Origin of the sequence: Pseudogulbenkiania subflava DSM 22618 (assembly GCF_900177275.1) — a bacterium.
Taxonomy (GTDB): Bacteria; Pseudomonadota; Gammaproteobacteria; order Burkholderiales; family Chromobacteriaceae; genus Pseudogulbenkiania; species Pseudogulbenkiania subflava.
Window position 1 is genome coordinate 25,802 of record NZ_FXAG01000012.1, and the last position, 22,649, is coordinate 48,450.

Annotated in this window: 27 protein-coding genes; 18 read left to right on the forward strand and 9 right to left on the reverse strand. The window is 66.9% G+C overall.

Features of this window, described 5'->3' with window-relative positions; translation table 11 throughout:
- The first annotated feature begins 35 nt into the window (after positions 1–35).
- Positions 36–776, forward strand: coding sequence for a uracil-DNA glycosylase (locus B9N72_RS11805; RefSeq protein WP_085276601.1), 741 nt, complete (start codon positions 36–38; stop codon positions 774–776).
- 30 nt (positions 777–806) lie between these two features.
- On the opposite strand, the gene B9N72_RS11810 is transcribed toward B9N72_RS11805, so the two are convergent.
- Positions 807–1,505 carry a hypothetical protein gene (locus B9N72_RS11810; protein ID WP_085276602.1) on the reverse strand — a complete coding sequence of 233 codons (699 nt, stop codon included), beginning with the start codon at positions 1,503–1,505 and terminating at the stop codon, positions 807–809.
- Between the two features lie 173 nt (positions 1,506–1,678).
- On the opposite strand from B9N72_RS11810, the gene B9N72_RS11815 reads away from it, so the two are divergent.
- From B9N72_RS11815 to pqqD, 9 genes are all read left to right on the forward strand, one after another.
- Entirely contained in the window at positions 1,679–2,980 is a 1,302-nt protein-coding gene (locus tag B9N72_RS11815; RefSeq protein WP_234985962.1) for a hemolysin family protein, read from the forward strand.
- A gap of 163 nt (positions 2,981–3,143) precedes the next feature.
- The gene (locus B9N72_RS11820; protein ID WP_085276604.1) at positions 3,144–4,361 is read left to right on the forward strand and encodes an SAM-dependent methyltransferase; all 1,218 of its coding nucleotides are present in this window, start codon (positions 3,144–3,146) and stop codon (positions 4,359–4,361) included.
- A 217-nt stretch (positions 4,362–4,578) separates the two neighbouring features.
- A complete protein-coding gene (locus tag B9N72_RS11825; RefSeq protein ID WP_085276605.1) occupies positions 4,579–5,226 on the forward strand; it encodes a response regulator in 648 nt (215 codons plus the stop codon).
- A gap of 257 nt (positions 5,227–5,483) precedes the next feature.
- The gene (pqqE, locus tag B9N72_RS11830; protein ID WP_085276606.1) at positions 5,484–6,629 is read left to right on the forward strand and encodes a pyrroloquinoline quinone biosynthesis protein PqqE; all 1,146 of its coding nucleotides are present in this window, start codon (positions 5,484–5,486) and stop codon (positions 6,627–6,629) included.
- 105 nt (positions 6,630–6,734) lie between these two features.
- Complete coding sequence (locus B9N72_RS11835) at positions 6,735–7,241, forward strand: urate hydroxylase PuuD (RefSeq protein ID WP_085276607.1); 507 nt, start codon at positions 6,735–6,737, stop codon at positions 7,239–7,241.
- Positions 7,242–7,245: 4 nt separating this feature from the next.
- Positions 7,246–8,331, forward strand: a complete 1,086-nt coding sequence (serC, locus tag B9N72_RS11840; protein ID WP_085276608.1) for a 3-phosphoserine/phosphohydroxythreonine transaminase — start codon at positions 7,246–7,248, stop codon at positions 8,329–8,331.
- On the forward strand, positions 8,328–9,062 hold the full coding sequence (locus tag B9N72_RS11845; protein WP_085276609.1) for a dihydroorotate dehydrogenase: 735 nt from the start codon (positions 8,328–8,330) through the stop codon (positions 9,060–9,062). Before serC ends, B9N72_RS11845 begins: the two co-directional genes overlap by 4 nt.
- Positions 9,063–9,169: 107 nt before the next feature.
- A complete protein-coding gene (gene pqqA / locus B9N72_RS21745; RefSeq protein ID WP_081455968.1) occupies positions 9,170–9,244 on the forward strand; it encodes a pyrroloquinoline quinone precursor peptide PqqA in 75 nt (24 codons plus the stop codon).
- 67 nt (positions 9,245–9,311) lie between these two features.
- On the forward strand, positions 9,312–9,626 hold the full coding sequence (gene pqqD / locus B9N72_RS11855) for a pyrroloquinoline quinone biosynthesis peptide chaperone PqqD (protein WP_085276610.1): 315 nt from the start codon (positions 9,312–9,314) through the stop codon (positions 9,624–9,626).
- A 59-nt stretch (positions 9,627–9,685) separates the two neighbouring features.
- On the opposite strand, the gene B9N72_RS11860 is transcribed toward pqqD, so the two are convergent.
- From B9N72_RS11860 to B9N72_RS20815, 6 genes are all read right to left on the reverse strand, one after another.
- Complete coding sequence (locus tag B9N72_RS11860) at positions 9,686–10,666, reverse strand: polysaccharide deacetylase family protein (protein WP_085276611.1); 981 nt, start codon at positions 10,664–10,666, stop codon at positions 9,686–9,688.
- A gap of 197 nt (positions 10,667–10,863) precedes the next feature.
- Positions 10,864–11,334 (reverse strand): cupin domain-containing protein, encoded by a 471-nt coding sequence (locus B9N72_RS11865; protein WP_085276612.1) that lies wholly within the window; start codon positions 11,332–11,334, stop codon positions 10,864–10,866.
- A gap of 111 nt (positions 11,335–11,445) precedes the next feature.
- Positions 11,446–12,018 carry a hypothetical protein gene (locus tag B9N72_RS11870; protein WP_085276613.1) on the reverse strand — a complete coding sequence of 191 codons (573 nt, stop codon included), beginning with the start codon at positions 12,016–12,018 and terminating at the stop codon, positions 11,446–11,448.
- Between the two features lie 358 nt (positions 12,019–12,376).
- Positions 12,377–13,354, reverse strand: a complete 978-nt coding sequence (locus B9N72_RS11875; RefSeq protein WP_085276614.1) for an NAD-dependent epimerase — start codon at positions 13,352–13,354, stop codon at positions 12,377–12,379.
- On the reverse strand, positions 13,351–14,109 hold the full coding sequence (locus B9N72_RS11880; RefSeq protein WP_085276615.1) for a glycosyltransferase family 2 protein: 759 nt from the start codon (positions 14,107–14,109) through the stop codon (positions 13,351–13,353). The genes B9N72_RS11875 and B9N72_RS11880 overlap by 4 nt, the downstream gene beginning before the upstream one ends.
- 89 nt (positions 14,110–14,198) lie before the next feature.
- On the reverse strand, positions 14,199–14,534 hold the full coding sequence (locus B9N72_RS20815) for a hypothetical protein (protein ID WP_143477822.1): 336 nt from the start codon (positions 14,532–14,534) through the stop codon (positions 14,199–14,201).
- Between the two features lie 72 nt (positions 14,535–14,606).
- Here B9N72_RS20815 and waaC point away from each other — a divergent pair, with 72 nt between their 5' ends.
- Entirely contained in the window at positions 14,607–15,569 is a 963-nt protein-coding gene (gene waaC, locus B9N72_RS11885; RefSeq protein WP_200810970.1) for a lipopolysaccharide heptosyltransferase I, read from the forward strand.
- On the forward strand, positions 15,566–16,828 hold the full coding sequence (gene waaA / locus B9N72_RS11890; RefSeq protein WP_085276617.1) for a lipid IV(A) 3-deoxy-D-manno-octulosonic acid transferase: 1,263 nt from the start codon (positions 15,566–15,568) through the stop codon (positions 16,826–16,828). The genes waaC and waaA overlap by 4 nt, the downstream gene beginning before the upstream one ends.
- A gap of 232 nt (positions 16,829–17,060) precedes the next feature.
- Here the strand turns inward: waaA and thiE are convergent, their stop codons facing one another.
- The gene (gene thiE / locus B9N72_RS11895; RefSeq protein WP_085276618.1) at positions 17,061–17,678 is read right to left on the reverse strand and encodes a thiamine phosphate synthase; all 618 of its coding nucleotides are present in this window, start codon (positions 17,676–17,678) and stop codon (positions 17,061–17,063) included.
- Entirely contained in the window at positions 17,665–18,540 is an 876-nt protein-coding gene (gene thiD / locus B9N72_RS11900) for a bifunctional hydroxymethylpyrimidine kinase/phosphomethylpyrimidine kinase (RefSeq protein WP_085276619.1), read from the reverse strand. The genes thiE and thiD overlap by 14 nt, the downstream gene beginning before the upstream one ends.
- A 64-nt stretch (positions 18,541–18,604) precedes the next feature.
- Here thiD and B9N72_RS11905 point away from each other — a divergent pair, with 64 nt between their 5' ends.
- The 6 genes from B9N72_RS11905 to hemL all read left to right on the forward strand — a co-directional run bounded on the left by B9N72_RS11905 (position 18,605) and on the right by hemL (position 22,534).
- Complete coding sequence (locus B9N72_RS11905; protein ID WP_008955394.1) at positions 18,605–18,769, forward strand: rubredoxin; 165 nt, start codon at positions 18,605–18,607, stop codon at positions 18,767–18,769.
- Between the two features lie 32 nt (positions 18,770–18,801).
- Positions 18,802–19,611, forward strand: a complete 810-nt coding sequence (locus B9N72_RS11910; protein WP_085276620.1) for a M48 family metallopeptidase — start codon at positions 18,802–18,804, stop codon at positions 19,609–19,611.
- A gap of 13 nt (positions 19,612–19,624) precedes the next feature.
- On the forward strand, positions 19,625–19,966 hold the full coding sequence (locus tag B9N72_RS11915) for an MmcQ/YjbR family DNA-binding protein (protein ID WP_234985963.1): 342 nt from the start codon (positions 19,625–19,627) through the stop codon (positions 19,964–19,966).
- Positions 19,967–20,383 carry a CopD family protein gene (locus tag B9N72_RS11920; RefSeq protein ID WP_085276622.1) on the forward strand — a complete coding sequence of 139 codons (417 nt, stop codon included), beginning with the start codon at positions 19,967–19,969 and terminating at the stop codon, positions 20,381–20,383.
- Positions 20,384–20,687: 304 nt separating this feature from the next.
- Positions 20,688–21,158 carry a CYTH domain-containing protein gene (locus B9N72_RS11925; RefSeq protein WP_085276623.1) on the forward strand — a complete coding sequence of 157 codons (471 nt, stop codon included), beginning with the start codon at positions 20,688–20,690 and terminating at the stop codon, positions 21,156–21,158.
- 98 nt (positions 21,159–21,256) lie between these two features.
- Positions 21,257–22,534: a glutamate-1-semialdehyde 2,1-aminomutase gene (gene hemL, locus B9N72_RS11930; protein WP_085276624.1), complete on the forward strand. Its 1,278-nt coding sequence runs from the start codon at positions 21,257–21,259 to the stop codon at positions 22,532–22,534.
- The last annotated feature ends 115 nt before the right edge of the window (positions 22,535–22,649 follow it).

The following is a 22,649-nucleotide window of genomic DNA, read 5'->3' on the forward strand; positions in this document are numbered from 1 at the left end:
CAAGCCCTCAGTTCTTCTGCGACAACAACAACGCCATGCCGCAACTCGACTATCTCGCCCCCACCCTCGCCCGCGTCCATCCCGCCTGGGAGACCGTGCTGAGGTCGCCTGCGTGTTTCAAGGCCCTGAGCCAGATCGACCGCACCCTCGCCAGTGAAGCCGCCGCCGGCAAGACCCTCTATCCGCCGCGCGAGCAGATCTTCCACGCCCTGAGCTACGCCGCCCCGGCCGACGTCCGCGTCGTCATCCTCGGCCAGGACCCCTACCACGGCGCCGGCGAAGCAATGGGGCTCTCGTTCTCGGTACCGCCCGGGGTGCGCATCCCACCCAGCCTGCGCAACGTCTACAAGGAAATCGCCGCCGATCTCGGCACCGGCCTGCCGGCTTCGGGCGACCTGACGCCTTGGGCGCAGCAGGGCGTGCTGCTGCTCAACAGCGTGCTGACGGTGGAGGCCGACAAGGCCGGCAGCCACGGCAAGCTGGGCTGGCAGAACGTCAGCGACGCGCTGATCGACGCCGTCAACGCCGAGAACCCCGGCTGCGTGTTCCTGCTGTGGGGCAACTGGGCGCAGGGCAAGGCGGAGCGCATCGACACGCGCCGCCACAAGGTGCTGTGCGCCGCCCACCCCTCGCCGCTGTCGGCCAGCCGCGGCTTTCACGGCTGCCGCCACTTCTCGCAGGCCAACGCCTGGCTCGCCGCCGCCGGGCGCGGCGTGATCGAGTGGGCACCGGTGACACAAACTGATCTGTTCAGCACGGCGACCTTGGCCATTTAACGTCACCAGCTGCCGTTGCGATACGTCCAACTACTCTTGGACAGAGTGGGCACGGCGCAGGATAGACCGTGCCCAAAATCCAATACCTAAGCCTAGGCTACCGAACACCAGCTTGAATCCCCACGCGCCAGTGGGAACCCGCCACTGCAGCCATCCCGACAGCATCAGCAAGGCCAGCGCGATCAATCCCAACACGGCCACAGCCAGATAGGCCACGATGGCGGGAAGCGTCACGTCCTGTGCCACGCCAGGTTGAGCCCGCGGTGCCTTCAGGTAAGCCGGAGGTAGGCGCCCCAGCTGTGCCATCAGGGCACCGACTCCCAGCCAGCCCAACCAGCGCAACAACCTAGGTCCCAGTTCGCCATCTCCCGTCAGGGACGGATTGAACAGCGTAAGGGTCATCCCCATTCCCATCAGGGCATAGGCGGCCATGGCCGCACGACGGCGCCAGCGCTCGTAGTCCGGACGGACGGCGCGGGTATCGTAGACACCAATCACCGGAACTAGGCAGGCGGCGGCGGCCATGATCAGCATGGCCTCGAGCAGGCTCGCCGCGACGCCATGATAATGGCTGCCCTGGCTATGCTTACCCATGATGTAAAAATCGTCGCGCAGGTAGCTGAAACCGGCATAAAGCAGAGCCAGCACGGCCAACGCAATGCGATAAAGCTGATGCTGCTTGCCAGGCTGCCCCTGGTTGCACGGGGATAAGGCCGGTGGTAATTCCATGCGAACACTCCATTTTGTTTTTATTCATTATGAATATTCATGTTTGAGTAAGCAAACCCGCCATGACTGGTCACCGGCGCGGCATCGAAGACCTCTTTCCACGGAGGGGCCATTGCCCTAAGCTTGGAGTCCCGCAACTCTTTTTCCCCACCGTGGACATATTCATATTACTGTTGCTGATCCTGCTCAACGGCGTGTTCGCCATGTCCGAACTGGCGCTGGTGTCGTCGCGCAAGGTCCGTCTTCAGCAATGGGCCGACGACGGCGACAAGGGCGCGCAGGCCGCGCTCAAGCTGGTCGAAGAGCCCACCCGCTTTCTCTCCACCATCCAGATCGGCATCACCTCGATCGGCATCATGTCCGGCGTGTTCGGCGAAGAAGCCATCGCCCAGCACCTGGCCGCCTGGCTCAAGCAGTACCCGCTGATCGCACCGTATAGCGAACCGCTGGCGTTCGGCGTGATGGTGGTGACCATCACCACCCTGTCGCTGCTGTTCGGCGAGCTGGTGCCCAAGCGGCTCGCCATGCACAACCCGGAACTCTTCGCCGCCGTGCTGGCGCGGCCGATGAAGCTGCTGTCGCGCGCCACCGCACCGCTGGTGCGCGTGCTGAGCGTGTTCACCGACGCCATCCTGCGCCTGATGGGCGCCAAGAAGAGCAAGGAGCCGTCGATCACCGAGGAAGAGATCAAGGTGCTGATGGAACAGGGCGCCGACGAAGGCGTGTTCGACCGCGCCGAGCAGGAACTGGTGGAAAACATCTTCCGCCTCGACGACCGCAAGGTGGCGTCGATCATGACGCCGCGCAAGGACATCATCTCGCTCGACATCGAGGACGACCACGCCAGCAATTGCCAGCTGATGCAATCGCACCCCTACTCGCGCTACCCGGTGTGCAAGGGCGGCATGGACCAGTTGATCGGCATCGTCGACGCCAAACACCTGCTCGACCGCCTGCTCTCCGGCGGCAACGTCGACTTCACCGCCGGCATGCACCCGCCGCTCTACGTGCCGGCCACGGTGTCGCTGATGCAGCTGCTGGAGCAGTTCAAGCGCGCGCGCATCCACATGGCGCTGGTGGTGGACGAGTACGGCGAGCTGGAAGGCCTGGTGACGCTGCACGACGTGCTGGAGTCGATCGTCGGCGGCCTGCCTGCCGGTCCGCAGGAAGACGAACAGCTGATCATCCAGCGCGACGAGCACAGCTGGCTGGTGGACGGCATGGTGGCGCCGGACGAACTGCGCGAGCACTTCGCCATCGACAGCCTGCTGCCCGGAGAGGACACCGGCAACATCCATACCCTGGGCGGCGTGGTGATGTTCCAGCTGGGCCGGGTGCCGGTGGCGGCCGACCGCTTCGAGTGGAACGGCTTCGCCTTCGAGGTGGTGGACATGGACAAGACCCGCGTCGACAAGGTCATGATCAGCCGCCTGCAGGAGCCGTCGGCGCCGGAGGAAGAGCCGCCGGCACCCTGAGCCGCCGGCATCGTGCCGCATCTTCCTGCAACGCCGCCCTTGGGCGGCGTTTTGCTGTCTGGTCGTCGCCCGTCGTGGCATGCCCGGCAAAAGCGCACTACGCTGAAATTGACCGGCCTGGTTGCCCGCAGGCACCGGGCTTCAGCAATATGAGGACCGCAGCATGCTCGAACACACCCTGGCCGCCCCCGTCGAAGCGTGGGTCAAGTCGTTGCGCCACCATCTCAACCTGTCCGTCGCCATCGTGCTGCCCTCCGGCCAGAGCCTGCCGCTGGGCGACTTCGAACAGCCCCGGCTGGCCATCCGCGTGCACTCCTGGAAGTCGCTGCCGCTGTTGCTGTCGCCGTCGGTGGACCACCTCGCCGCCGCCTACGTCGAGGGCGAACTGGATCTGGACGGCACCCTGGACGACATCATCGAGCAGGGCTACGCCTTCGCCCTAGCCGAGAACCCCGTGCCCGGCGCCAGCTTCCAGCCCGGCCACGTGCGCCACACGCGCGAGCTCGACCGCGAGGCAATCCGTTTCCACTACAACGTCTCCAACCGCTTCTACGCGCACTGGCTGGACCGCGACATGGTCTACTCCTGCGCCTACTTCGCGCACGGCAACGAGACGCTGGAGGAGGCCCAGCACGCCAAGATCCGCCACATTCTCACCAAGATCCGGCTGCAGCCCGGCCACACCCTGCTCGACATCGGCTGCGGCTGGGGCGCGCTGGTACGGCTGGCGGCGCGCGAATTCGGCGCGCGCTGCGTCGGCATCACGCTGTCTGAGGCGCAGTACGAATACGCCATGGAACGCGTGCGCCAGGAAGGGCTGCAGCGGCAGGTGGAAATCCGCCTGCAGGACTACCGCGACGTCGACGGCCGCTTCGACCGCCTCACCAGCGTCGGCATGTTCGAGCACGTCGGCCTCGCCAACCTGGTGGAGTACTTCGGCACCCTGAACCGCCTGCTCGCCGACGGCGGCCTCGCGCTCAACCACGGCATCACCACCTCCTCGGCGGCCAGCGACGGCACCGCCGGCGGCGGCGGCGACTTCATCGAGAAGTACGTGTTCCCGCACGGCGAGCTGCCGCACATCTCGCTGGTGCTGCGCACGCTGCAGGAAGGCGGGCTGGAGCCGATCGACGTGGAGAGCCTGCGCCGCCACTACGCCGTCACGCTGGCGGCCTGGGCCGGCCGCTTCGAAGCCGCCCGCGAGGCGATCCGCCAGGAAGTGGACGAAAAGACCTGGCGTATCTGGCGCCTCTACCTCGCCGGCTGCGCCTACGCCTTCCGCACCGACAAGGTGTCGATCTTCCAGGTGCTGTGCCAGAAGGCCGGCCAGGACGCCGCCACGCTGGCGTGGTCGCGCGACTACATGTACCGCGGCCGCTGAGCTCGCCTCTTCATGTTCCAAGGTTGGCCGAAGACCGCGCCTAGTCCTTTCAGGCTAGGCGCGTAGTGCCTCTCGCCCGGCACGCCACCCCATCCGGCGAATAGTGCCTGGCCGCGCCGCTCCCTACCATGCAGGGTGACGGAAACCGTCCCGCTCACGGCACGGTACGTTGCCGAGGCCGCGCCCGCCTCGGCAAGCGCCTATGGGAGAGTCCACGATGAAGCAATCGCTGGCCGGCTTGAGCATCCTGCTCGTCGACGATCACGCGCTGGTACGCATGGGCCTGCGCGCGCTGCTGGAAAGCGCCGGCGCCCAGGTGCTGGGCGAAGCCGACAACGGCGAGGAGGCCCTGCGCCTGTACGATGAAACCCGGCCCGACGTGCTGATCCTCGACCTCTACATGCCCGGCATGGGCGGCTTCGCCACCCTGGAACGGCTGCGCGCACGCCATCCCGCGGCGCGCGTGCTGATCCTCTCGGCGCACCATGAGGTAGCGATGCCGGTACGCGCGCTGCGCATCGGCGCCCTGGGCTACCTGTGCAAGCGCAGCGCCCCGCAGGAGTTCGTCAAGGCGGTACGCCAGATCGGCAACAACCAGCGCTATCTCGATCCGCAACTGGCGCAGCAGGTGGCGCTGGCCCAGCTGGGCGGTGCCGCCGACCCCTCCGAGGCGCTCACCGACAAGGAATTCGCTATCTTCCTGCAGCTCGCCCAAGGGCACTCGGTCAACGAAGTGGCGGAGGAGCTGCACCTGAGCCCCAGCACCGTCGGCACCCACCTCTACCACATCAAGCAGAAGCTCAACGCGCAGAACGCCGCCGAACTGGCGCTGATCGCGGTGCGTTGCGGCCTGATCGACGTCTGATCCCGCCCGGTTGCGGCGTTGCCGCCGCCAGCCGCCCCCTCCGCCCTAGCGAAAATCATGAGGCCCCGCGCCGGGATGCCGTGAGGCCGCGCTCCCGGCATCGCCGACGCGCGCGCGCCTGGCCGTGCCGACAATGATTCCAGACACCGGTGCACAAGCCGTCGCACGCCCAGACCAGGGCGGCGCTGTACGGCCGTCCGCCGGTCTCCAGGAGCCGGGCGCCCCGCACCGGCCTGGCGAGGAAAGAGGAGCGCACCATGCCGAAAGAATCGACCGGGCTCAGCCTGGATGGCCAGGGCAAACCGCTGTGGCTGTCGCTGGAACTGACCTACCGCTGCCCGCTGAAATGCTCGTGGTGCAACAACCCGCTGGATTTCGACAAGTACACCGAGCACGAACTCAGCACCGAAGAATGGAAACGCGTGCTCGCCGAAGCACGCGAGCTGGGCGCGCTGCAGCTGGGCTTCACCGGCGGCGAACCGTTGCAGCGTCCCGACCTGGAAGAGCTGGTGGCCTACGCCGACGAGCTGGGCTTCTACACCAACCTGATCACCTCGGGGGTCGGGCTCAACGAGGCGCGCATGGCGGCGCTCAAGCAGGCCGGCCTGAAGCAGGTGCAGCTGTCGCTGCAAGCGACCCGCGCCGCACTCACCGACCAGCTGGTGGGCACCCGCGCCCACGCCCGCAAGCTGGAGGCGGCGCGGCTGATCAAGGCGCACGGCTTCCCGATGGTGCTCAACATGCCGGTGTTCCGCCACAACATCGACCTGATCGACGAGATGGTGGCGTGGGCCGCCGAGCTCGGCGTCGAGTACATCGAATTCGCCAACATCCAGTACTACAACTGGGCGCTGCTCAACCGCGACGAGCTAATGCCGACGCGCGAGCAGATCCGCCGCGCCGAAGCGGTGATCCAGCGCTGGCGCGAACGGCTCGACGGCGCCATGACGATCTATTTCGTCATCCCCGACTATTTCGAAGACCGCCCCAAGGCGTGCATGAACGGCTGGGGCGCCATCCACCTCACCATCGCCCCCGACGGCGTGGCAATGCCGTGCCAGGAGGCGCGGGTGATTCCCGGGCTGGAATTCCATTCGGTGCGCGAGCGCCCCTTGGCCTGGATCTGGCACGACTCGCCGCTGTTCCGCAAATACCGCGGGCTCGACTGGCTGCCGGAGCCGTGCCGCTCCTGTGCCGAGAAGGAAAAGGACTTCGGCGGCTGCCGCTGTCAGGCCTTCCTGCTCACTGGCGACGCCGGCAACACCGACCCGGCCTGCAGCCGCTCGCCACAGCACGTCCTGGTGCAGGCGGCGGTGACGCAGGCGGTGTCGCCGCAGCGCTTCCGCAAACCGCTCATCAAGCGTTCCGCCAGCGGCGTCTGCACCACCTTCATGGAGGAGTGAATGCGCCATCCCTACGACAGCGCCGGCGGCACCCTGCTGCTGGGCGCCCTGCTCACGCTGCTGCTGTTCCTGCTGGCACGCCTGCTGGCCGGCTGAGGAGACACCATGGACGGAATGACGCTCGATCTGCTGGTGCGCTGGGTGCATTTTCTCGCCGGCATCGTCTGGGTCGGCCACAACTACTCCAGCGTGGTGCAGCGGCCAAACTGGCGCCCGCTCAGCGCCGCAGACCTGATCGACGACCAGAGCCCGCGCTTCCAGGCGCTGCTCAACCGCGAGCACGGCACGTTCCGCTGGGCGGCGGTGCTGACCTGGAGTGCCGGCCTGTTCATGCTGTGGCAGCGCGGCATCCTGGCCTCGGCACTGTCCCTGCACCGGGCGCAGGCGCCGATCGGCATCGGCCTGTATCTCGGCACGCTGATGATGCTCAACGTCTGGTTTGTGCTGTGGCCGCACCAGAAGAAGGTGCTGGGACTGGTGCCGGCCAGCGTGGAAGAGCGGCTGCGCTGCTCGCGTATCACCCATCTCTCCTCGCGCACCAACACCATGCTGTCGCTGCCGCTGCTGTTCTTCATGGCGGCAGGCACGCACGGCGGCTTCCTGTTCGGCTGAAGTCATGAGCCCGGTCTACAACTTCGCCTCCGGTCCGGCGCGCCTGCCGGACGCCGTTCTGGAGCGGGCGCGCGACACCCTGTTGCTACGCGGTGCCGACGGCGCCTGCGCGCTGGAGCGCCCGTTCAGCAGTCCGGCGTTCCGCGCCACACTGGAGCGCGCCCGGCAACGCCTGGCGGCGCTGCTCGGCCTGCCCGCGGGCTACCGCGTGCTGTTCCTCGCCGGCGGCGCGATGCAGCAGTTTTCCATGGTGCCGCTCAACCTGCTCGGCCGCGCGCGTTGCGCCGCCTACGCCGACTCCGGCTACTGGGCCGGCCGTGCCATCCGCGAGGCGCGCCGCTACGCCGAGGTGGCGGTGGTGGCGCGCTACCAGGGCGCGACACCGCTCGCCGCGCCGCCGCTGGCGAACTGGCCGCTGCCGGACGACTGCGCCTATTGCCACATCACCCCCAACGAAACCGGCGAAGGCATCGCCTACCCCGCCCTGCCCGACACCGGCGCCGTGCCGCTGGTGGCCGACGCCACCTCCTGCTTCCTCGCCGGCCCGCTCGACGTGTCGCGCTTCGGGCTGATCTACGCCGGCGCCCAGAAGAACATCGGCCCGGCCGGGCTGACCGTGGTGATCGTGCGCGAGGATCTGCTGGAACGGGAAGCGCGCTACGCCCCCGCTCCTTATTGCTACCGCCAGCAGCTGGCCGAGAACAACACCGTGAACACCCCGGTGGGCTGGGCCATCGAGCTGGCGGCGCTGGTGTTCGACTGGATCGCGGAATCGGGCGGGCTGGCGGCGATGGCGCTGGCCAACCGCCGCAAGGCCGAGCGGCTGTACCACGCCATCGACACCAGCGGCGGCTTCTACCAGGCGCCGGTGGCGCACGGCCACCGCTCGCCGAGCAACGTGCGTTTCCAGCTGGCGGACGAGCGCCTCACCGAGCCCTTCCTGCAGCAAGCCGAGGCAGCCGGGCTGACGCATCTGCGCGGCCACTGCCACGTCGGCGGGCTGCGCGCCAGCCTCTACAACGCCATGCCGCAGGCGGGCGTGGACGCCCTGGTGGCGTTCATGGCGGATTTTTCCCGGAGACAGGGGTGAACACGGCGCCGTTTCACTGGGGCCGCCGGCCGGGATTGGCGGGCGGCATCGACAAGAGCGGCGCGCAGGCGGCGGCTCTGCTCGCGGCCGGCTTTGCCGCGGTGGAGTTCGGCACCGTCACCCCGCAGCCGGTGCCGGGGCAGCAACCCGGCGTGGCGGCGCTGGCCGCGACGCTGGCGCGCCTCGGGGCGCGTGGCGACAGCACCATCGGCATCGGCCTGGGCATGACACCCGGCGCCGCGCCAACAGCGCTGCACGACGACTGGCTATACGGCCTGCAGCAGGCGGCGCCGGTGGCGGATTACCTGAGCTGCAATCTCAGCGCCCGGGCCTACCGTCCGCTGCTGGCAGCGGAGCACGACGCGCTGCTGCGGCAGGCGCTGACGGCCATGGTACGGGAACGCGATCGGCTCGCCGCGGCCTCCGGGCGCCGCCTGGCGCTCGCGCTCAAGCTGCCGCTGGCGTCGCTTCGCCTCGCCGTCGCCGCCGCCACGGCGGGGTTCGACGCCCTGATCCTGGTCCGGCCGGACGCCCCGCCGGGCGGCATGACGCTGCGCGGCCTGGCACACCAGCTGCACGGCGGCCCGGCGCTGATCGCGGTGGGCGGCATCCGCCACGCCGCCGACGTGCGTGCCGCGCTGGCGACGGGGGCGCACGGGGTGCAGGTGCATCGCCTGTTCGCCGAGCACGGCCCGGCTTGCCTCGCCATGCTGTGCGACGACGTCTCATGATTTTCACGAGCCGTTTTTGGCCCGCTGCCGCTGGCTGGCGCCGGGGCCGGGTCGAATAATCGTTACTGGAGCGGCATGGGGCCGTTCCGCAACCGAAGGAGACCGTCATGACCTGGGAAACCCCCGCCTACTGCGAAATCCGCCTTGGCTTCGAAGTGACCGCCTACGTCTACGTGCGCTGAGCCACGGGGCGGCAGCGGCAGCAGCGCTGCCGCTGCCGCCCCCTTGCGCCGATCAGGAGCTACCGCCATGAATCCATCCCGCCCGCTCGACCACGCGCACCCCCGACTGGCACCGCACTTCATGTTTCGCTGGGAGGCGAGCCAGCAGGCCTACATCCTGCTCTACCCCGAAGGCCTGATCAAACTCAACGCCTCCGCCGGGGAAATCCTGAAACGCTGCGACGGCCAGCGCAGCGTGGACGATATCGTCGCCGAGCTGCAGGCGGCCTTTCCCGACAGCGCGGAACAGATCGAGAGCGGCACCCGGGCGTTTGTCGACACCGCCTGTGCCAAGGGCTGGCTGCAGCTCATGGTAGCCGGCGCGCCAGCTGGGCGTGACTGAGCCGGCCACGCCGGCGATTGGCTATCGATCAGCGCCCATCGGCGTTCATTGTTGGCCTATCAACGGCTAACGGCCGGCGTCTCGTTGAGGCAGTTGCGGGGTTGCCGGTTGATGGCTTCCTGCAGCGCCTGGAGGCGCTGGTAATCGGTGGTCTGGATGCCCTTTTCCTTCATCAGGCGGTGGATGTCCGGCCCCTCCCACACCTGGAAATCGCTCAGGCGCAGCATGATGTCGCCGATGCGCTGGCGCGCGTCCGGGGTGTCCTCGGCCGGGTGGATGGCGAACTGGTGCAAGCCGGGCGGCAGGTCGCGCACCGCGAAGTCGTAGCCGTCGTAACGCACTTCGAGGTTCTGCGGCCGGATTTCCGGGTTGTACTGCATGATGTAGCTGTCGGCCACCACGTTGCCGCGCAGCTGCTCGCCACGGCTCAGCGGCAGTTGCTGCGCCACCGGATGCCACAGCAGCTGCAGCACCACCGGGATGCCGGTGAGCTTGGGCAGCGACAGGTAGAGGTTGATGAAGTCGTTGCGGATGCGCCAAAACACCATGTGGGTGTCGAGGTGGGTGATGGTGAGGCCGGCATCGCGCGCCTTCTGGATCTGCGCCAGCAGTTCGCGCCGCACGTCGTCGATATCGGCGTGCGCCGCCAGTTCTTCGATGCTGCCCCACAGCCGGCCTTCCGGGTTGTACAGCGAGGGCACCTGCTCGCGCGGCAGCACCGCGCCCCAGCCGTAATCCTCCTGCCATTCGTCGGTCAGCGTCAGGTGCAGCCCGACCGCCTTGTGGCGCTGGCGCACCTCCGCCGCGGCCGCGGCAAAATGCGGCGCAGGCACCATCAGCGACAGATCCTGGATCTTGCCCTCGTCGAGCAGGCGGAACGCCGCGCGGTCGAGGTCGGGGTGCATGCCGACGTCGTCGGCGTTGACGATCGCCAGCTTGGCGTCGTCGGGATAACCGAGGCAACGCGTCAGCGGGGTGGCCGCGCAGTTGAGGGCAAAAGACGCCAGTACGGCGCCGAGCAGGGGGAGTTTGGGCAACATGGACGAGCAATCAACGACAAACAGGCGGCTACTGTAACGGCTCGCGGTCATTACGGCGAGCCTTGTCGTGAACAGAACCGGCCTTGATGCCATGTTTGACCAGGCAGCTCAGAAATCATCCAGACGACATGCCCCATCCCCACTGGATGGCGTCACCCGCATCCGGCGGCGAGTGGCGCCGCCCGCGCCACTCCCGGTCATGGTTTGCCGGGATTATCGGCCGGGTTGACGTAGGTGATTCCCCACGGCCCCATGTCGTTCAACTGGATGACCGTTTCCTCCTTGGTCCAGGCGAAATGCTTGGTCTTGGGCGGCATGATGATGACGCTGCCCGGCCCCAAGGCCTTGGTCATCTGCGGATCCAGCTTGTCGCCGAGGCCGAAGTTGAACGTTCCGGACAGCACGGTCACCCGTTCCCCCCCGGGGTGCCAGTGCGCGGGAACCTTGTAGTCGGCCGGCAGCTTGATCCGCACCGTAATGGGGCCTTTCTTGTCCATCTTTCCTTCGATGACGGCCACCTTGGCACCGGCCGGCAGGGCGTTGGTATCCGCCCACTTGAGGTCGTCCGGTGTGACGATAAGGACACCGCCTGTCTCGGCGGCAGGGACAGCAGGTGCGATGACCGTACCGGCCATCAGCAGGGAAAAAGCAAAAAGCGTGTTCTTCATGACTGACTCCTGAATCAGTATCTAGGAAGGAGGGCCGGCGCACGAGGGAATCTATGGGGCGGATGGCGAAGCGGTACAAGACCGCTTGCCCTGCACCGGCTCGCTATGTGCTTACAGAGCGATGGCGGCCTGGACCTGGGCCGGGGCGGCCGGTGGTGGCGGAGCAACCGGAGTCAGCTGTGCCGGGGTGCCGGACGGCTGAGCCGCCGCCGGAGCGGGTGGTACAGGTGGTGCGGCGGCGGGTGCGGCTGGCTGGGCCGGCGCGGCAGCCGGTTCCGTAGCCGGGTCCGTGACCTTCTTCATCAGCGCGTCGGCGATGCTGCGTTCCTTCTCGGCCCGCGCCTGGAAGCTCTGCAGCGGCTTGATTTCCCACTTGAGCTGCCCCCAGGCCGGCAGGTCGCGCAGCAGGCGATCGGCCTCGTCGTTGGATGCGGCATCGAGGATGAAGGCGAACGTTCGGTCGCCCACCGGCATGCCGCCGACGATCTTCCTGGCGGCCTCCAGCTTCATCAGCGCGTCGAAGGTCGGCAACAATTCTTGCTCCACCGCTTCCACCGCTTCCGACGGCGTCGCGTCGTCCGGTGCGCCCGAGCCGATCACCAGGTATTGCGCGGCTCCAGCGGCCGGCCCCAGCGCCGCCAGCGTAACCGCCAGCAGCCACCGGGGCACCACCTTGTTATCCATACATGTCCTCCCACTGCCTGATTGCTAGCGGGTCGGTCAAGGTCGCCAGGCAGTACGACGTTGGCCGAAGCCAGGACGCCAGACAGCGGCAATGGGCGGGGAACCCTGCAAGCGGCGCGCACGCAAATGGGTTCGAGGGAGCAATCGCGGAGCTGGTCAACGGGGTCGATACGGCATGAACACCCGGTCCATACCATGCAGTATGGCTAACAAATCCAAAAAGAACAGCTTTAAAAACAGGGGAATTTCCGGCCCATAAACGGCCGCTGCGCGGTTTTTCCGCTTTTGGACGCCGGAGCAGCTCGACAGGACAAAAACGCCGTGGCGGGCCTCTACGGCGCCGCCACGGTGGTCTGGCTCACACGCCGTGGTAGCCGCGGTACCAGGCGACGAAGCGCTGCATGCCGTCGGCCAGCGGCGTGTCGGGCGAGAAGCCGACCGCGGCGCGCAGCCTGGCGGTGTCGGCGTAGGTCACCGGCACGTCGCCGTCCTGCATCGGGTAGTAGTCCTTCACCGCCTCGCGCCCGCAGGCGGCTTCGGTGGCGCGGATGAACTCCATCAATTCGACCGGGTTGTGGTTGCCGATGTTGAACAGCTGGTACGGCGGCTGGCCGTCCCCCCCCTGCGGCACGTGCTCCATCACGCGCAGCACGCCTTCGACGATGTCGTCGATGTAGGTGAAGTCGCGCTGCATCTTGCCGTGGTTGAACACCTTGATGGTCTCGCCCTTGAGGATGGCCTCGGTGAACAGCCACGGCGCCATGTCGGGGCGACCCCACGGGCCGTACACGGTGAAGAAGCGCAGCCCGGTGACGGGTAAGGCGTAGAGGTGGGCGTAGCTGTGCGCCATCACCTCGTTGGCCTTCTTGGTGGCGGCGTAGAAGCTCACCGGGGCGTCGACGCGGTCGTCTTCCGAGAACGGCACCTTGGCGTTCTGGCCGTAGACGCTGCTGGAGCTGGCATACACCAGGTGCTTGACCGGGTGGCGGCGGCAGGCTTCCAGCATGTTGGTGAAGCCGGTGAGGTTGCTCTGGGCGTAGGCGTGCGGGTTCTGGATGCTGTAGCGCACGCCGGCCTGGGCGGCGAGGTGGATCACGTAGTCGACGCGTTCGGCGGCGAACAGCGCCTCCAGCGCCTCCCAGTCGGCGATGTCGAGCCGGTGGAAGGCGAAACCCGGCCGGCTCTGCAGCGTGGCGAGCCGGGCGTGCTTGAGCTCGACGGCGTAGTAGTCGTTGAGGTTATCCACAGCCACGACGTCGACCCCGCCCTTGTCCAGCAGTTTTTCGCACACGGCGCGACCGATGAAACCGGCGGCGCCGGTGACCAATACTTTCATTGCTTGCTCTCCAGACGATGAAGCTCGATCAGCTTCGCGTATTTGATGTAGCTGTTGAAGCAGCCGATGCTGATGTGCACCAGGCCCGGCACGCCATCGCGAAAGCCCTGGCGCAGCAGGTAGAACTTGAAGAAGCGCAACAGCGGGCTGAACACCAGCTTCGGCCAACCCACGCGCTTGCCGCGTGCGAACAGCGCTTGCGCCTGCAGATCGGTGTAACGGTTCTGCTTGGTCAGGTAGAGCGCGATGTCCTCGCCCGATTCGTGCATCAGGTCGCCCTTGAGGTTTTCCACAGGCCCGTCGGCGATGACGTACTCGTGCACTGCGTGATCGGACCAGCGCGCCCGGCGCCGGTCGAACAGCCGCAGGCTCAGGTCCGGGTAGCCCTCGCCGTGACGCAGGAAACGGCCCATGAATTTGTTGCTACGTGGAAAACGGTAGGCCGACGCTTGTGGATTGTCCGGCAATGCCTTGATTTCACTGGCCAAACCGGGTGAAAGCCATTCGTCGGCATCGAGGCACAGCACCCAGTCGTGGCGTGCCTGCTGCACCGCTAACTGCTTCTGCGGACCGAATCCCAGCCAATCCTGGTGGATAACTTTGGCGTTATAGCTTTTGGCAATGGTGACGGTGTCGTCACTGCTGCCGGAATCCACCACCACGATCTCGTCGGCAAAACGGCAGCTCTCCAGGCAAGTTGCGATCTGTCGTGCCGCATTCTTGGTGATCAATACGACGCTCAGTGCTGAGCTCATGTTTTCTTATTAGCCCTTTTATATAAAAACCGAAGAAACTGGTAGAAGTCGCCCTTCTTCTGTGGACAAGTGCCTTTCCCGCTTATAAATCAGTGTGTTGCTTTGTCGGAAAGGCTGTTGCCAACCCCCTTGCCAGCGCCTTCATCAGTTGTGGATAAATAATGCGCGGCCTGTCCCGAGCGGTTTACCCACAGCTTGTCGGCAGCTTGTGTGTGCCGTGTGGTGGACAGCGTGTTCTGAGCGCCATCGGTTTTTTCATTGACGCCCTTATATAAAATGAAACAACAGATGAAGGGGCCTTCCGTTTGTGGATAAGCCGAAAAACGACGTGTTAACTCAGTTACTTGCCCTGTTGATGAGCATGGGATTGTTTCCGCTGGTAGCTCACGGACAGATTGTGGATAAATCCGCCAGGACTTGTCCACAGCCTGTTATCCACAGCTCGTGCCGGTGGATTTTACTTGGTTAACCACAGGGGCGCTCGTACAATGCCGCCCATGATGAATGTGCTGATCGTGCGCACCTCGTCGATGGGCGACCTTATCCACACCTGGCCTGCCGTGACCGACTTGCTCGCGCATTACCCCAACCTGCGTCTGGCCTGGCTGGCCGAAGAAAACTTCGCCGACATCGCCGCGCTGCACCCCGGGGTACGCGCGGTGATTCCGATCGCCTGGCGGCGCTGGCGCAAATCCCTGCTGTCCCCTTCCACCTGGGCCGAAATGCGCGTGTTTCGCGAACAGTTGCGGGCGCGTCACTGGGATCTGGTGCTGGATGCGCAGGGCCTGGTCAAGAGCGCGCTGCCCGCCAAGCTGGCGCGCGCGCCGCTCGCCGGCTACGGCTGGTCGAGCATCCGCGAGCCACTGGCCAGTCTGTTCTACGACAAGAAGCACCGTGTCAGCCGCCAGCTTTCCGCGATCGAGCGCAACCGTCGGCTGTTCGGCCTGGCCTTCGGCTATGAGCCGGAAGGCGTGCCGGATTTCGGCGTCCACGCCGGCCCCCGGGCGGGCTGGCTGCTGCCCGGCGACTACGCCGTGTTGCTGCACGCCACCAGCCGGGCTTCCAAGGAATGGCAGGAGGAGCGCTGGGTGCAGCTGGCCGACACGCTGGCGCGGCAGGACGGCATGGTGGCGGTGTTGCCGTGGGGCTCGGCCAAGGAGAAGGAACGTGCCGAACGGCTGGCCGGCAAGATGCACGCCGCGGTGGTGGCGCCCAAGCTGACGCTGAAACAGGCCTCCGGCCTGCTCGGCCATGCCGCGGCAGTGGTCGGCGTCGATACCGGGTTGACCCACATGGCCAACGCGCTGAGCGTGCCGCTGGTGGCCATCTATACCGATACCGATCCGGCCAGGACCGGCGTGGTGGAAGGCCCGCGCGCCGTGAATCTGGGCAACGCCGGGCAGTGCCCGGCGGTGGACGAGGTGCTGGCGGCGCTGGCGCGGGTGCGGAGCGCGGCGTGATCTGGCGCACCCTGTACAGCGGGCTGTGGACGCTGGCCACGCCGCTGATCCGCCGTTACCTGAGAAAGCGTGCGAAGAAGGCGCCGGCCTACCTTGAGCACTGGGACGAACGCTTCGGCCAACGTGTCGCCCCCGCTGCGACCGGGGCGATCTGGGTGCACGCGGTGTCGGTGGGCGAGACGCGTGCCGCGCTGCCGCTGGTGGCGGCCTTGCGCCGGCGCTGGCCCGACGCGCCGCTGCTCGTCACCCAGATGACGCCGACCGGCCGCGCCACCGCCGAGGCGCTCTACCCGGACGCCGAAGTACGTTACCTGCCCTACGACTATCCGCGCGCCGTGCGCGCCTTTTTCCAGGCCTACCGCCCGCGCTTCGGCGTGCTGATGGAAACCGAGCTGTGGCCCAACCTGATCCACGCCGCGCACGAACAGGACGTGCCCTTGTTCCTGGCTAATGCACGCTTGTCAGAAAAATCGCTCAAAGGCTATCGCAAGGTGGCCCGGCTGATGGCGCCGGCATTGCGCCGATTCCGCGCCATTGCCGTCCAGACAGCCGACGATGCCGGCCGTTTGCAGCAGTTGGGCGCCGTTGATGTCGCCGTATGCGGCAACACCAAGTACGATTTCACCCCGCCCGAGGCGGCGCTGGCGCTGGGCTCGACGTTCCGCCAGCGCATCGGCACGCGCCCGGTGCTGGTGTGCGCCAGCACGCGCGACGGCGAGGAAGCGCTGATCCTGGACGCCTGGCGCGCCGCCGGCCGCGCCGTGGCGGATGCCCTGCTGGTGATTGTGCCGCGCCATCCGGAACGCTTCGCCAGCGTGGCGCAGTTGGCCGAAGTCGCGGGCTTCACGGTGCAGCGCCGCAGCGACGACGCCGCGTTGCGCGACACCACCCAGGTCTGGATCGGCGACAGCATGGGCGAGCTGTTCGGCTATTACGCCGCCGCCGACCTCGCCTTTGTCGGTGGCAGCCTGCTCCCCTTGGGCGGGCAGAACCTGATCGAGCCGGCCAGCGTCGGCGTGCCGGTGCTGTTCGGGCCGTCGATGTTCAACTTCGCCGACGCCAGCGCCAAGGCGCTAGCGGCCGGCGCCGCACTGCAGGTGGCCGACGCCGCCGCGCTGGTGCAGCAGGCGCTGGCGCTGCTGAGCGACCCCGCCCGCCGTCAGGCCATGCGCCAGGCGGCGCTGGGTTTCACCGCCGCTCATCGCGGCGCCAGCGAGCGCATCGTCGACCTGATCGCGCACGGGCTGGAGCGCCGCTGAGTTTCCCTTCCCTCGGGTTTGGCAGCGGCGCCGCCTCCCTCCTTGTTATTCTTTTCCTGACATCCAAACTGAATTTCTATCGGTTCTGGGAATGCAACGGCACGACTAGCGTTGCTCGCATCGGGATATCGCCATCCCGGTGTCGCGCCATGAAAAAAGGCGGGAGAGGGTCTCCCGCCTTTTGGCGTTGTGGTCTTCTGGTTTCACGTGAAACCAGCGACGGCGATCCGGTTCAGCGCCGGAACGCTGCTGCCAGCTGTTCGGCGGTTTGGGCCGGGTCGGCGGCGTCGAACAGCGCGCCGATCACCGCCAGCATGTCGGCGCCGGCGGTGACCACCTCTCCGGCATTGGCCGGGGTGATGCCGCCGATCGCCGCACTCGGCACGCCGAGCCGCTTGGCTTGGCCGAACAGCTCGAGCGGCGCGCGCACTGCGTTCGGCTTGGTGCCGGATGGAAACACCGCGCCGAAGGCGACGTAGCTGGCGCCCGCCGCCACCGCTGCCTCGGCCAGCCGGAGGTCGTCGTAGCACGAGGCGCCGATGATGGCGTCCGCTCCCAGCCGCGCCCGCGCCGCGGCGATGGCGGCGTCGTCGCGGCCCAGGTGCACGCCGTCGGCGCCGACCGATAAGGCCAACTCGACGTCGTCGTTGACGATGAAGGTGACGCCGTGGCTGTGGCACAGGCTCGCCAGCAGGTTGGCCTGCCACAGCCGCCGCACCGGGTCCTGACTCTTGTTGCGGTACTGCAGCAGGCGCACGCCGTGCGGCAGCACGTCGCTCACCAGCTCGATCAGGCGCTCGCTGTCGTCGGTGTCCGGGGTGATGGCGTACAGTCCCTCAAGCGTGGCCAACGTCGTCTCCTTCGCCGTCCTGTTCCGTCTCGTCGCCTTCGTCCTCGGCCACTTCGCGCGCCCAGAACAGCCGGTCCGGAATGTACTGGCCCATGCCGGGGCGGTAGGCGTTGAGCAGGGTCTGGTAGGTGTACTCCTGGGCGTCGGTGATGGCGTCTTCCACCGCCGAGCCGGCCGCCAGCATGCCGGCGATGGCCGAGGCCAGGGTGCAGCCGGAGCCGTGGTAGCGCTCGGGCAGGCGCTCCCAGTGGTGCTGGCGCACCTTGAGGTCCTGGTTGTAGTGGGCGTTGATCACCTCGCGCGTGTTCTCGTGGGTGCCGGTGATCAGCACGTGCTCGCAGCCCAGCGCCAAGAGGCGCTTGGCGCAGTCGTCGAGCGTCAGGCTGTCTTCCTCGTCCGGGTCGTTGGCGGCGAGCCGGCGCGCCTCGATGCTGTTCGGGGTGAGCACGCTGACCTGCGGCAGCAGCATGTCGCGCAGCGCGGCGATCAGGTCGTCGTCGGCGAGGTCGTCGCCGCCGTCGCTGGCCAGCACCGGGTCGTACACCAGCGGGATGTCCGGGTAGTCGGCCATCAGCTGGGCGATCACCGCCACGTTTTCGACACTGCCGATCATGCCGATCTTGAACGCGGCCACCGGGATGTCCTCCAACAGGCAGCGCGCCTGATCGTTGACCCAGTCGGCTTCCATGACCAGGAAGTCGCTGACCCCGGCGGTGTCCTGCACGGTGATGGCGGTGATGACCGACAGGGGGTGGCAACCGAGGCTCGCCAGCGTCAGAATGTCGGCCTGGATGCCGGCGCCCCCGGAGGGGTCGGAGCCGGCCAGCGTCAATACGGCGGGCAGAGGGGATGGAGTGGTCAAAGCTTAGCCTCTTTGTCGGTCAGGATTTAGAATTGGTATTTTAACCGAGCAGGGGCCAAAGGCGATGCGCAGCTGGATGTGTCTTATTTGTGGTTTCATTTACGAGGAAGAGGCGGGCCGTCCCGAAGACGGCATCGCGCCGGGCACCCGCTGGGAAGACGTGCCGGTGAATTGGACCTGCCCGGACTGCGACGCCCGCAAGGAAGATTTCGAAATGGTCGAGTTCTGAACCCGGCCGCGCCAATGCTGAGGAAAATCGTGATGTCGTGGAAACTGTCGTTCATGGCGGCGACGCTGGTCGCTGTGACCGGCTGCGCCGAGGTCTCCACCACCCAGTCCGGGGCGGTGGGCGTCGAGCGCAAGCAGACCATGCTGCTGTCGTCGCAGGAGGTGGAGCAGGCCTCCGCCAAGTCGTACGCGCAGGAAGTGAGCAAGGTGCGCAGCACCGGCAAGCTCAATAACAACGCCGCGCTAACCGCGCGCGTGCGCACCGTCGCCAACCGCCTGATCGCGCAGACCCCGGTGTTCCGCCCCGACGCGCGTACCTGGCGCTGGGAGGTCAACGTCGCCGACTCGCCCGAACTCAACGCCTACGCCATGGCGGGCGGCAAGGTCATGGTCTATTCCGGCCTGATCACCAAGCTCTCGCTCACCGACGACGAACTGGCCGCCGTGATCGGCCACGAGATGGCGCACGCGCTGCGCGAGCACTCGCGCGAGCAGATGAGCCAGGCCTACGCCCAGCAGATGGGGTTGTCGGTGGTCGGTGCTCTGGCCGGGCTGGGACAGGGCGCGATGGACCTGGCCTCGCTGGCCGGCGACCTGGCGCTGACCAAGCCCAAGAGCCGCACCATGGAGAGCGAGGCCGACGTCATCGGCCTGGAGCTGATGGCGCGCGCCGGCTACAACCCCAATGCCGCGCTCAGCGTGTGGCGCAAGATGATGGCCACGGGCAACGGCAACGGCCCGGAATTCCTCTCCACCCACCCGTCGGACAGCAGCCGCCTGCAGGAGTTGTCGGCGCGCATCCCGCGCGTGATGCCGCTGTATGAAGCCGCGCGCCGGCGCTAAGCCGACGTTTCACGTGAAACCAGACCTCGCCGAACTGGAGCGCTGCGCCCTGGCCCTGCCCGGCGCCACGCTCGACGTCAAATGGGGCGACGTGCGGGTGGCCTGCGTGGACGGCAGGATGTTCGCCACCTTCCACCGCGAGGTGGTGGCGTACAAGGTGGCGCCGGACGACTTCCTCGCCCTGAGCGGCCTGCCCGGCGTGCGCCCCGCCCCCTACCTGGCGCGGGCGCGCTGGATCGCGGTGAGCGACTGTTCCGCGCTGACCATGACCGACCTCAAGGCAGGGCTGGCCACATCGTGGAAACTGGTGGTGCAAAAGCTGCCGCGCGCGCGCCGCGCCTTTTATGGACTGTAAATGACCTACCTCTACCTCAAGGCGTTCCACATCTTCTTCGTGGTGGCATGGTTCGCCGGGCTGTTCTACCTGCCGCGCATCTTCGTCAACCTGGCGATGGCCGAGCACCCGGCCGAGTACGACCGGCTGCTCTTGATGATGCACAAGCTCTACCGCTTCATGACCCCGCTCGGCGTGCTGGCGCTGGCGCTGGGCCTGTGGCTGATGTTCGGCTACGGCATCAGCGGCGGCTGGCTGCATGCCAAGCTGGCGCTGGTAGCCGGGCTGGTGCTCTACCACGGCGTCTGCGGCCGCTTCTGCCAGGCTTTCGCGGCGCGCCGCAACACGCGCAGCCACACCTGGTTCCGCGTGTTCAACGAACTGCCGGTGCTGGTGTTGCTGGCGGTGGTGATACTGGTGGTGGTCAAGCCTTTTTAAAAAGACGATGTCCAAGCTAAGTGTTGTATTTGGGTAAGTCGGCAGTAGATAAATCCCGTCAGGCTCGCGCCGCCAAGAAACCGGTTGCCAAGGCGCCGCCGGAACTCGCCATTCGCTAGTGTCGAATCGCTCGAACAACCGGTGACTTAAATCCTTGGCAACCGGTTTCTTGGCGGGGTTGCGCGAGACTCGGGAACGCTGGCGATGCAAGAGGCCTGGCGCCAGGCCCCTGCCCGTCCGCCGCGCGGAAGCGGCACTCAACACTGCATCCGCAGAGCGGATACCAAAAACCGAAGGAAACGAGATGGCAATGGAAATCGAGCGGCGCTTTCGCGTCGCCAACGACGGCTGGCGCGGACTGGCCGAGGGCGTGCGCTATCGTCAGGGCTACCTGTCGGTGGAGAAGGAACGCACGGTGCGCGTGCGCGTGGTGGGCGAGCAGGCCTGGCTCACGCTCAAGGGCCACGTCACCGACGTATCGCGCCACGAGTTCGAATACGCCATCCCGCTCGCCGACGCCCAGACCATGCTCGACAGCATGTGCCCGATGGTGGTCGACAAGCTGCGCTACCGCATCGAACACGGCGGCTTCGTCTGGGAAGTGGACGAGTTCTTCGGCGAGAACGCCGGCCTGGTGATGGCCGAGATCGAGCTGCCGGCGGAAGACACACCGTTCGCCAAACCGGCGTGGCTGGGCGAGGAAGTCACCCACGACGGGCGCTATACCAACGCGCACCTGTCGAAGAACCCGTACACCCGTTGGCCGAAGGCGTGAGCGTCTATTTCCGCGCGCGGCTTGGGTTCGCCCGTCCGCTGCACTAGACTCTGACGTTTCGGCCAAGCTCTGAACATTGCTCTCATCAGGAAACCATCATGTCCCGCAATCTCGAACTGTTTGAACGTGGCAAGCAAGTGATCCCCGGCGGCGTCAACTCGCCGGTACGCGCCTTTGGCCAGGTCGGCGGCACGCCGCGTTTCGTCAAGCGCGCCGAAGGCGCCTATTTCTGGGACGCCGACGACAAGCAGTACCTCGACTACGTCGGCTCATGGGGCCCGGCCATCCTCGGCCACGCCCATCCGGAAGTGGTGAAGGCGGTGCAGGACGCCGCCGTCGGCGGCCTGTCGTTCGGTGCGCCGACCGAGGGCGAGGTCGAGATTGCCGAGGAAATCTGCAAGCTGCTGCCGTCCGTCGAGCAGCTGCGCCTAGTGAGCTCCGGCACCGAGGCCACGATGAGCGCCATCCGCCTGGCGCGCGGCTTCACCGGGCGCGACCTGATCGTCAAGTTCGAGGGCTGCTACCACGGCCATTCCGACAGCCTGCTGGTGAAGGCCGGCTCCGGCCTGTTGACCTTCGGCAACCCGTCCTCGGGCGGCGTGCCGGCCGATTGCACCAAGCACACCCTGGTGCTGCAGTACAACGACGTGCAGCAGCTGGCCGACACCTTCAAGGAAGTCGGCGACCAGATCGCCTGCGTGATCCTGGAACCGATCGCCGGCAACATGAACCTGATCAAGCCGTCGGCCGAGTTCGTCCAGGCGCTGCGCGCGCTCACCGAGCAGCACGGCGCGCTGCTGATCTACGACGAGGTGATGACCGGCTTCCGCGTGGCGCTGAACTGCGCCCAGGGCCTGCACGGCATCACGCCGGACCTGACCACGCTGGGCAAGGTGGTGGGCGGCGGCATGCCGCTGGCGGTGTTCGGCGGCCGCGCCGACATCATGGCCAAGATCGCGCCGCTGGGTAACGTCTACCAGGCCGGCACGCTGTCCGGCAACCCGCTGGCGGTGGCCGCCGGGCTGACCACGCTCAAGCTGATCCAGCAACCGGGCTTCCACGACACGCTCTCCGCGCGCAGCGCCAAGCTGGCCGCGGGCCTGGCCGACGCCGCACGCGAAGCCGGCGTGGCGATGAGCACCGACAGCGTCGGCGGCATGTTCGGTTTCTACTTCAGCGACACCGTGCCGACCAGCTACGCCGAGGCCACGCGCTGCGACATCGCCCGCTTCAAGGCCTTCTTCCACGCCATGCTGGACGAAGGCATCTACCTGGCGCCGTCCGCCTACGAGGCCGGCTTCGTGTCGATCGCCCATAGCGACGCGCTGATCGACGACACCATTGCCGCCGCGCGCCGCGCCCTGGCGCGGCTGTAGTTCCACTTCGCCTTAGAACCGGTAACGTTGTCAGCGGCGTTGCGCGGCCGGCGAGCGGATCTCTCGCCGGCCAATGACTGCGTGCAAATCGTTGATTTGTTCAGCGATAGATTGG

Excerpts from the sequence above, each read along its gene's own strand:
- B9N72_RS11920 (WP_085276622.1), top strand. The coding sequence starts at position 19,967 with ATGACCTACCTCTACCTCAAGGCGTTCCACATCTTCTTCGTGGTGGCA.
- hemL (WP_085276624.1), top strand. The coding sequence starts at position 21,257 with ATGTCCCGCAATCTCGAACTGTTTGAACGTGGCAAGCAAGTGATCCCC.
- B9N72_RS11810 (WP_085276602.1), bottom strand. The coding sequence starts at position 1,505 with ATGGAATTACCACCGGCCTTATCCCCGTGCAACCAGGGGCAGCCTGGC.
- pqqD (WP_085276610.1), top strand. The coding sequence starts at position 9,312 with ATGAATCCATCCCGCCCGCTCGACCACGCGCACCCCCGACTGGCACCG.
- pqqE (WP_085276606.1), top strand. The coding sequence starts at position 5,484 with ATGCCGAAAGAATCGACCGGGCTCAGCCTGGATGGCCAGGGCAAACCG.
- B9N72_RS11825 (WP_085276605.1), top strand. The coding sequence starts at position 4,579 with ATGAAGCAATCGCTGGCCGGCTTGAGCATCCTGCTCGTCGACGATCAC.
- B9N72_RS11905 (WP_008955394.1), top strand. The coding sequence starts at position 18,605 with ATGCGCAGCTGGATGTGTCTTATTTGTGGTTTCATTTACGAGGAAGAG.
- B9N72_RS11910 (WP_085276620.1), top strand. The coding sequence starts at position 18,802 with ATGTCGTGGAAACTGTCGTTCATGGCGGCGACGCTGGTCGCTGTGACC.
- B9N72_RS11865 (WP_085276612.1), bottom strand. The coding sequence starts at position 11,334 with ATGAAGAACACGCTTTTTGCTTTTTCCCTGCTGATGGCCGGTACGGTC.
- B9N72_RS11820 (WP_085276604.1), top strand. The coding sequence starts at position 3,144 with ATGCTCGAACACACCCTGGCCGCCCCCGTCGAAGCGTGGGTCAAGTCG.
- B9N72_RS11880 (WP_085276615.1), bottom strand. The coding sequence starts at position 14,109 with ATGAGCTCAGCACTGAGCGTCGTATTGATCACCAAGAATGCGGCACGA.
- B9N72_RS11860 (WP_085276611.1), bottom strand. The coding sequence starts at position 10,666 with ATGTTGCCCAAACTCCCCCTGCTCGGCGCCGTACTGGCGTCTTTTGCC.
- B9N72_RS11805 (WP_085276601.1), top strand. The coding sequence starts at position 36 with ATGCCGCAACTCGACTATCTCGCCCCCACCCTCGCCCGCGTCCATCCC.
- waaC (WP_200810970.1), top strand. The coding sequence starts at position 14,607 with ATGATGAATGTGCTGATCGTGCGCACCTCGTCGATGGGCGACCTTATC.
- B9N72_RS11870 (WP_085276613.1), bottom strand. The coding sequence starts at position 12,018 with ATGGATAACAAGGTGGTGCCCCGGTGGCTGCTGGCGGTTACGCTGGCG.
- B9N72_RS11875 (WP_085276614.1), bottom strand. The coding sequence starts at position 13,354 with ATGAAAGTATTGGTCACCGGCGCCGCCGGTTTCATCGGTCGCGCCGTG.
- B9N72_RS11835 (WP_085276607.1), top strand. The coding sequence starts at position 6,735 with ATGGACGGAATGACGCTCGATCTGCTGGTGCGCTGGGTGCATTTTCTC.
- B9N72_RS11925 (WP_085276623.1), top strand. The coding sequence starts at position 20,688 with ATGGCAATGGAAATCGAGCGGCGCTTTCGCGTCGCCAACGACGGCTGG.
- serC (WP_085276608.1), top strand. The coding sequence starts at position 7,246 with ATGAGCCCGGTCTACAACTTCGCCTCCGGTCCGGCGCGCCTGCCGGAC.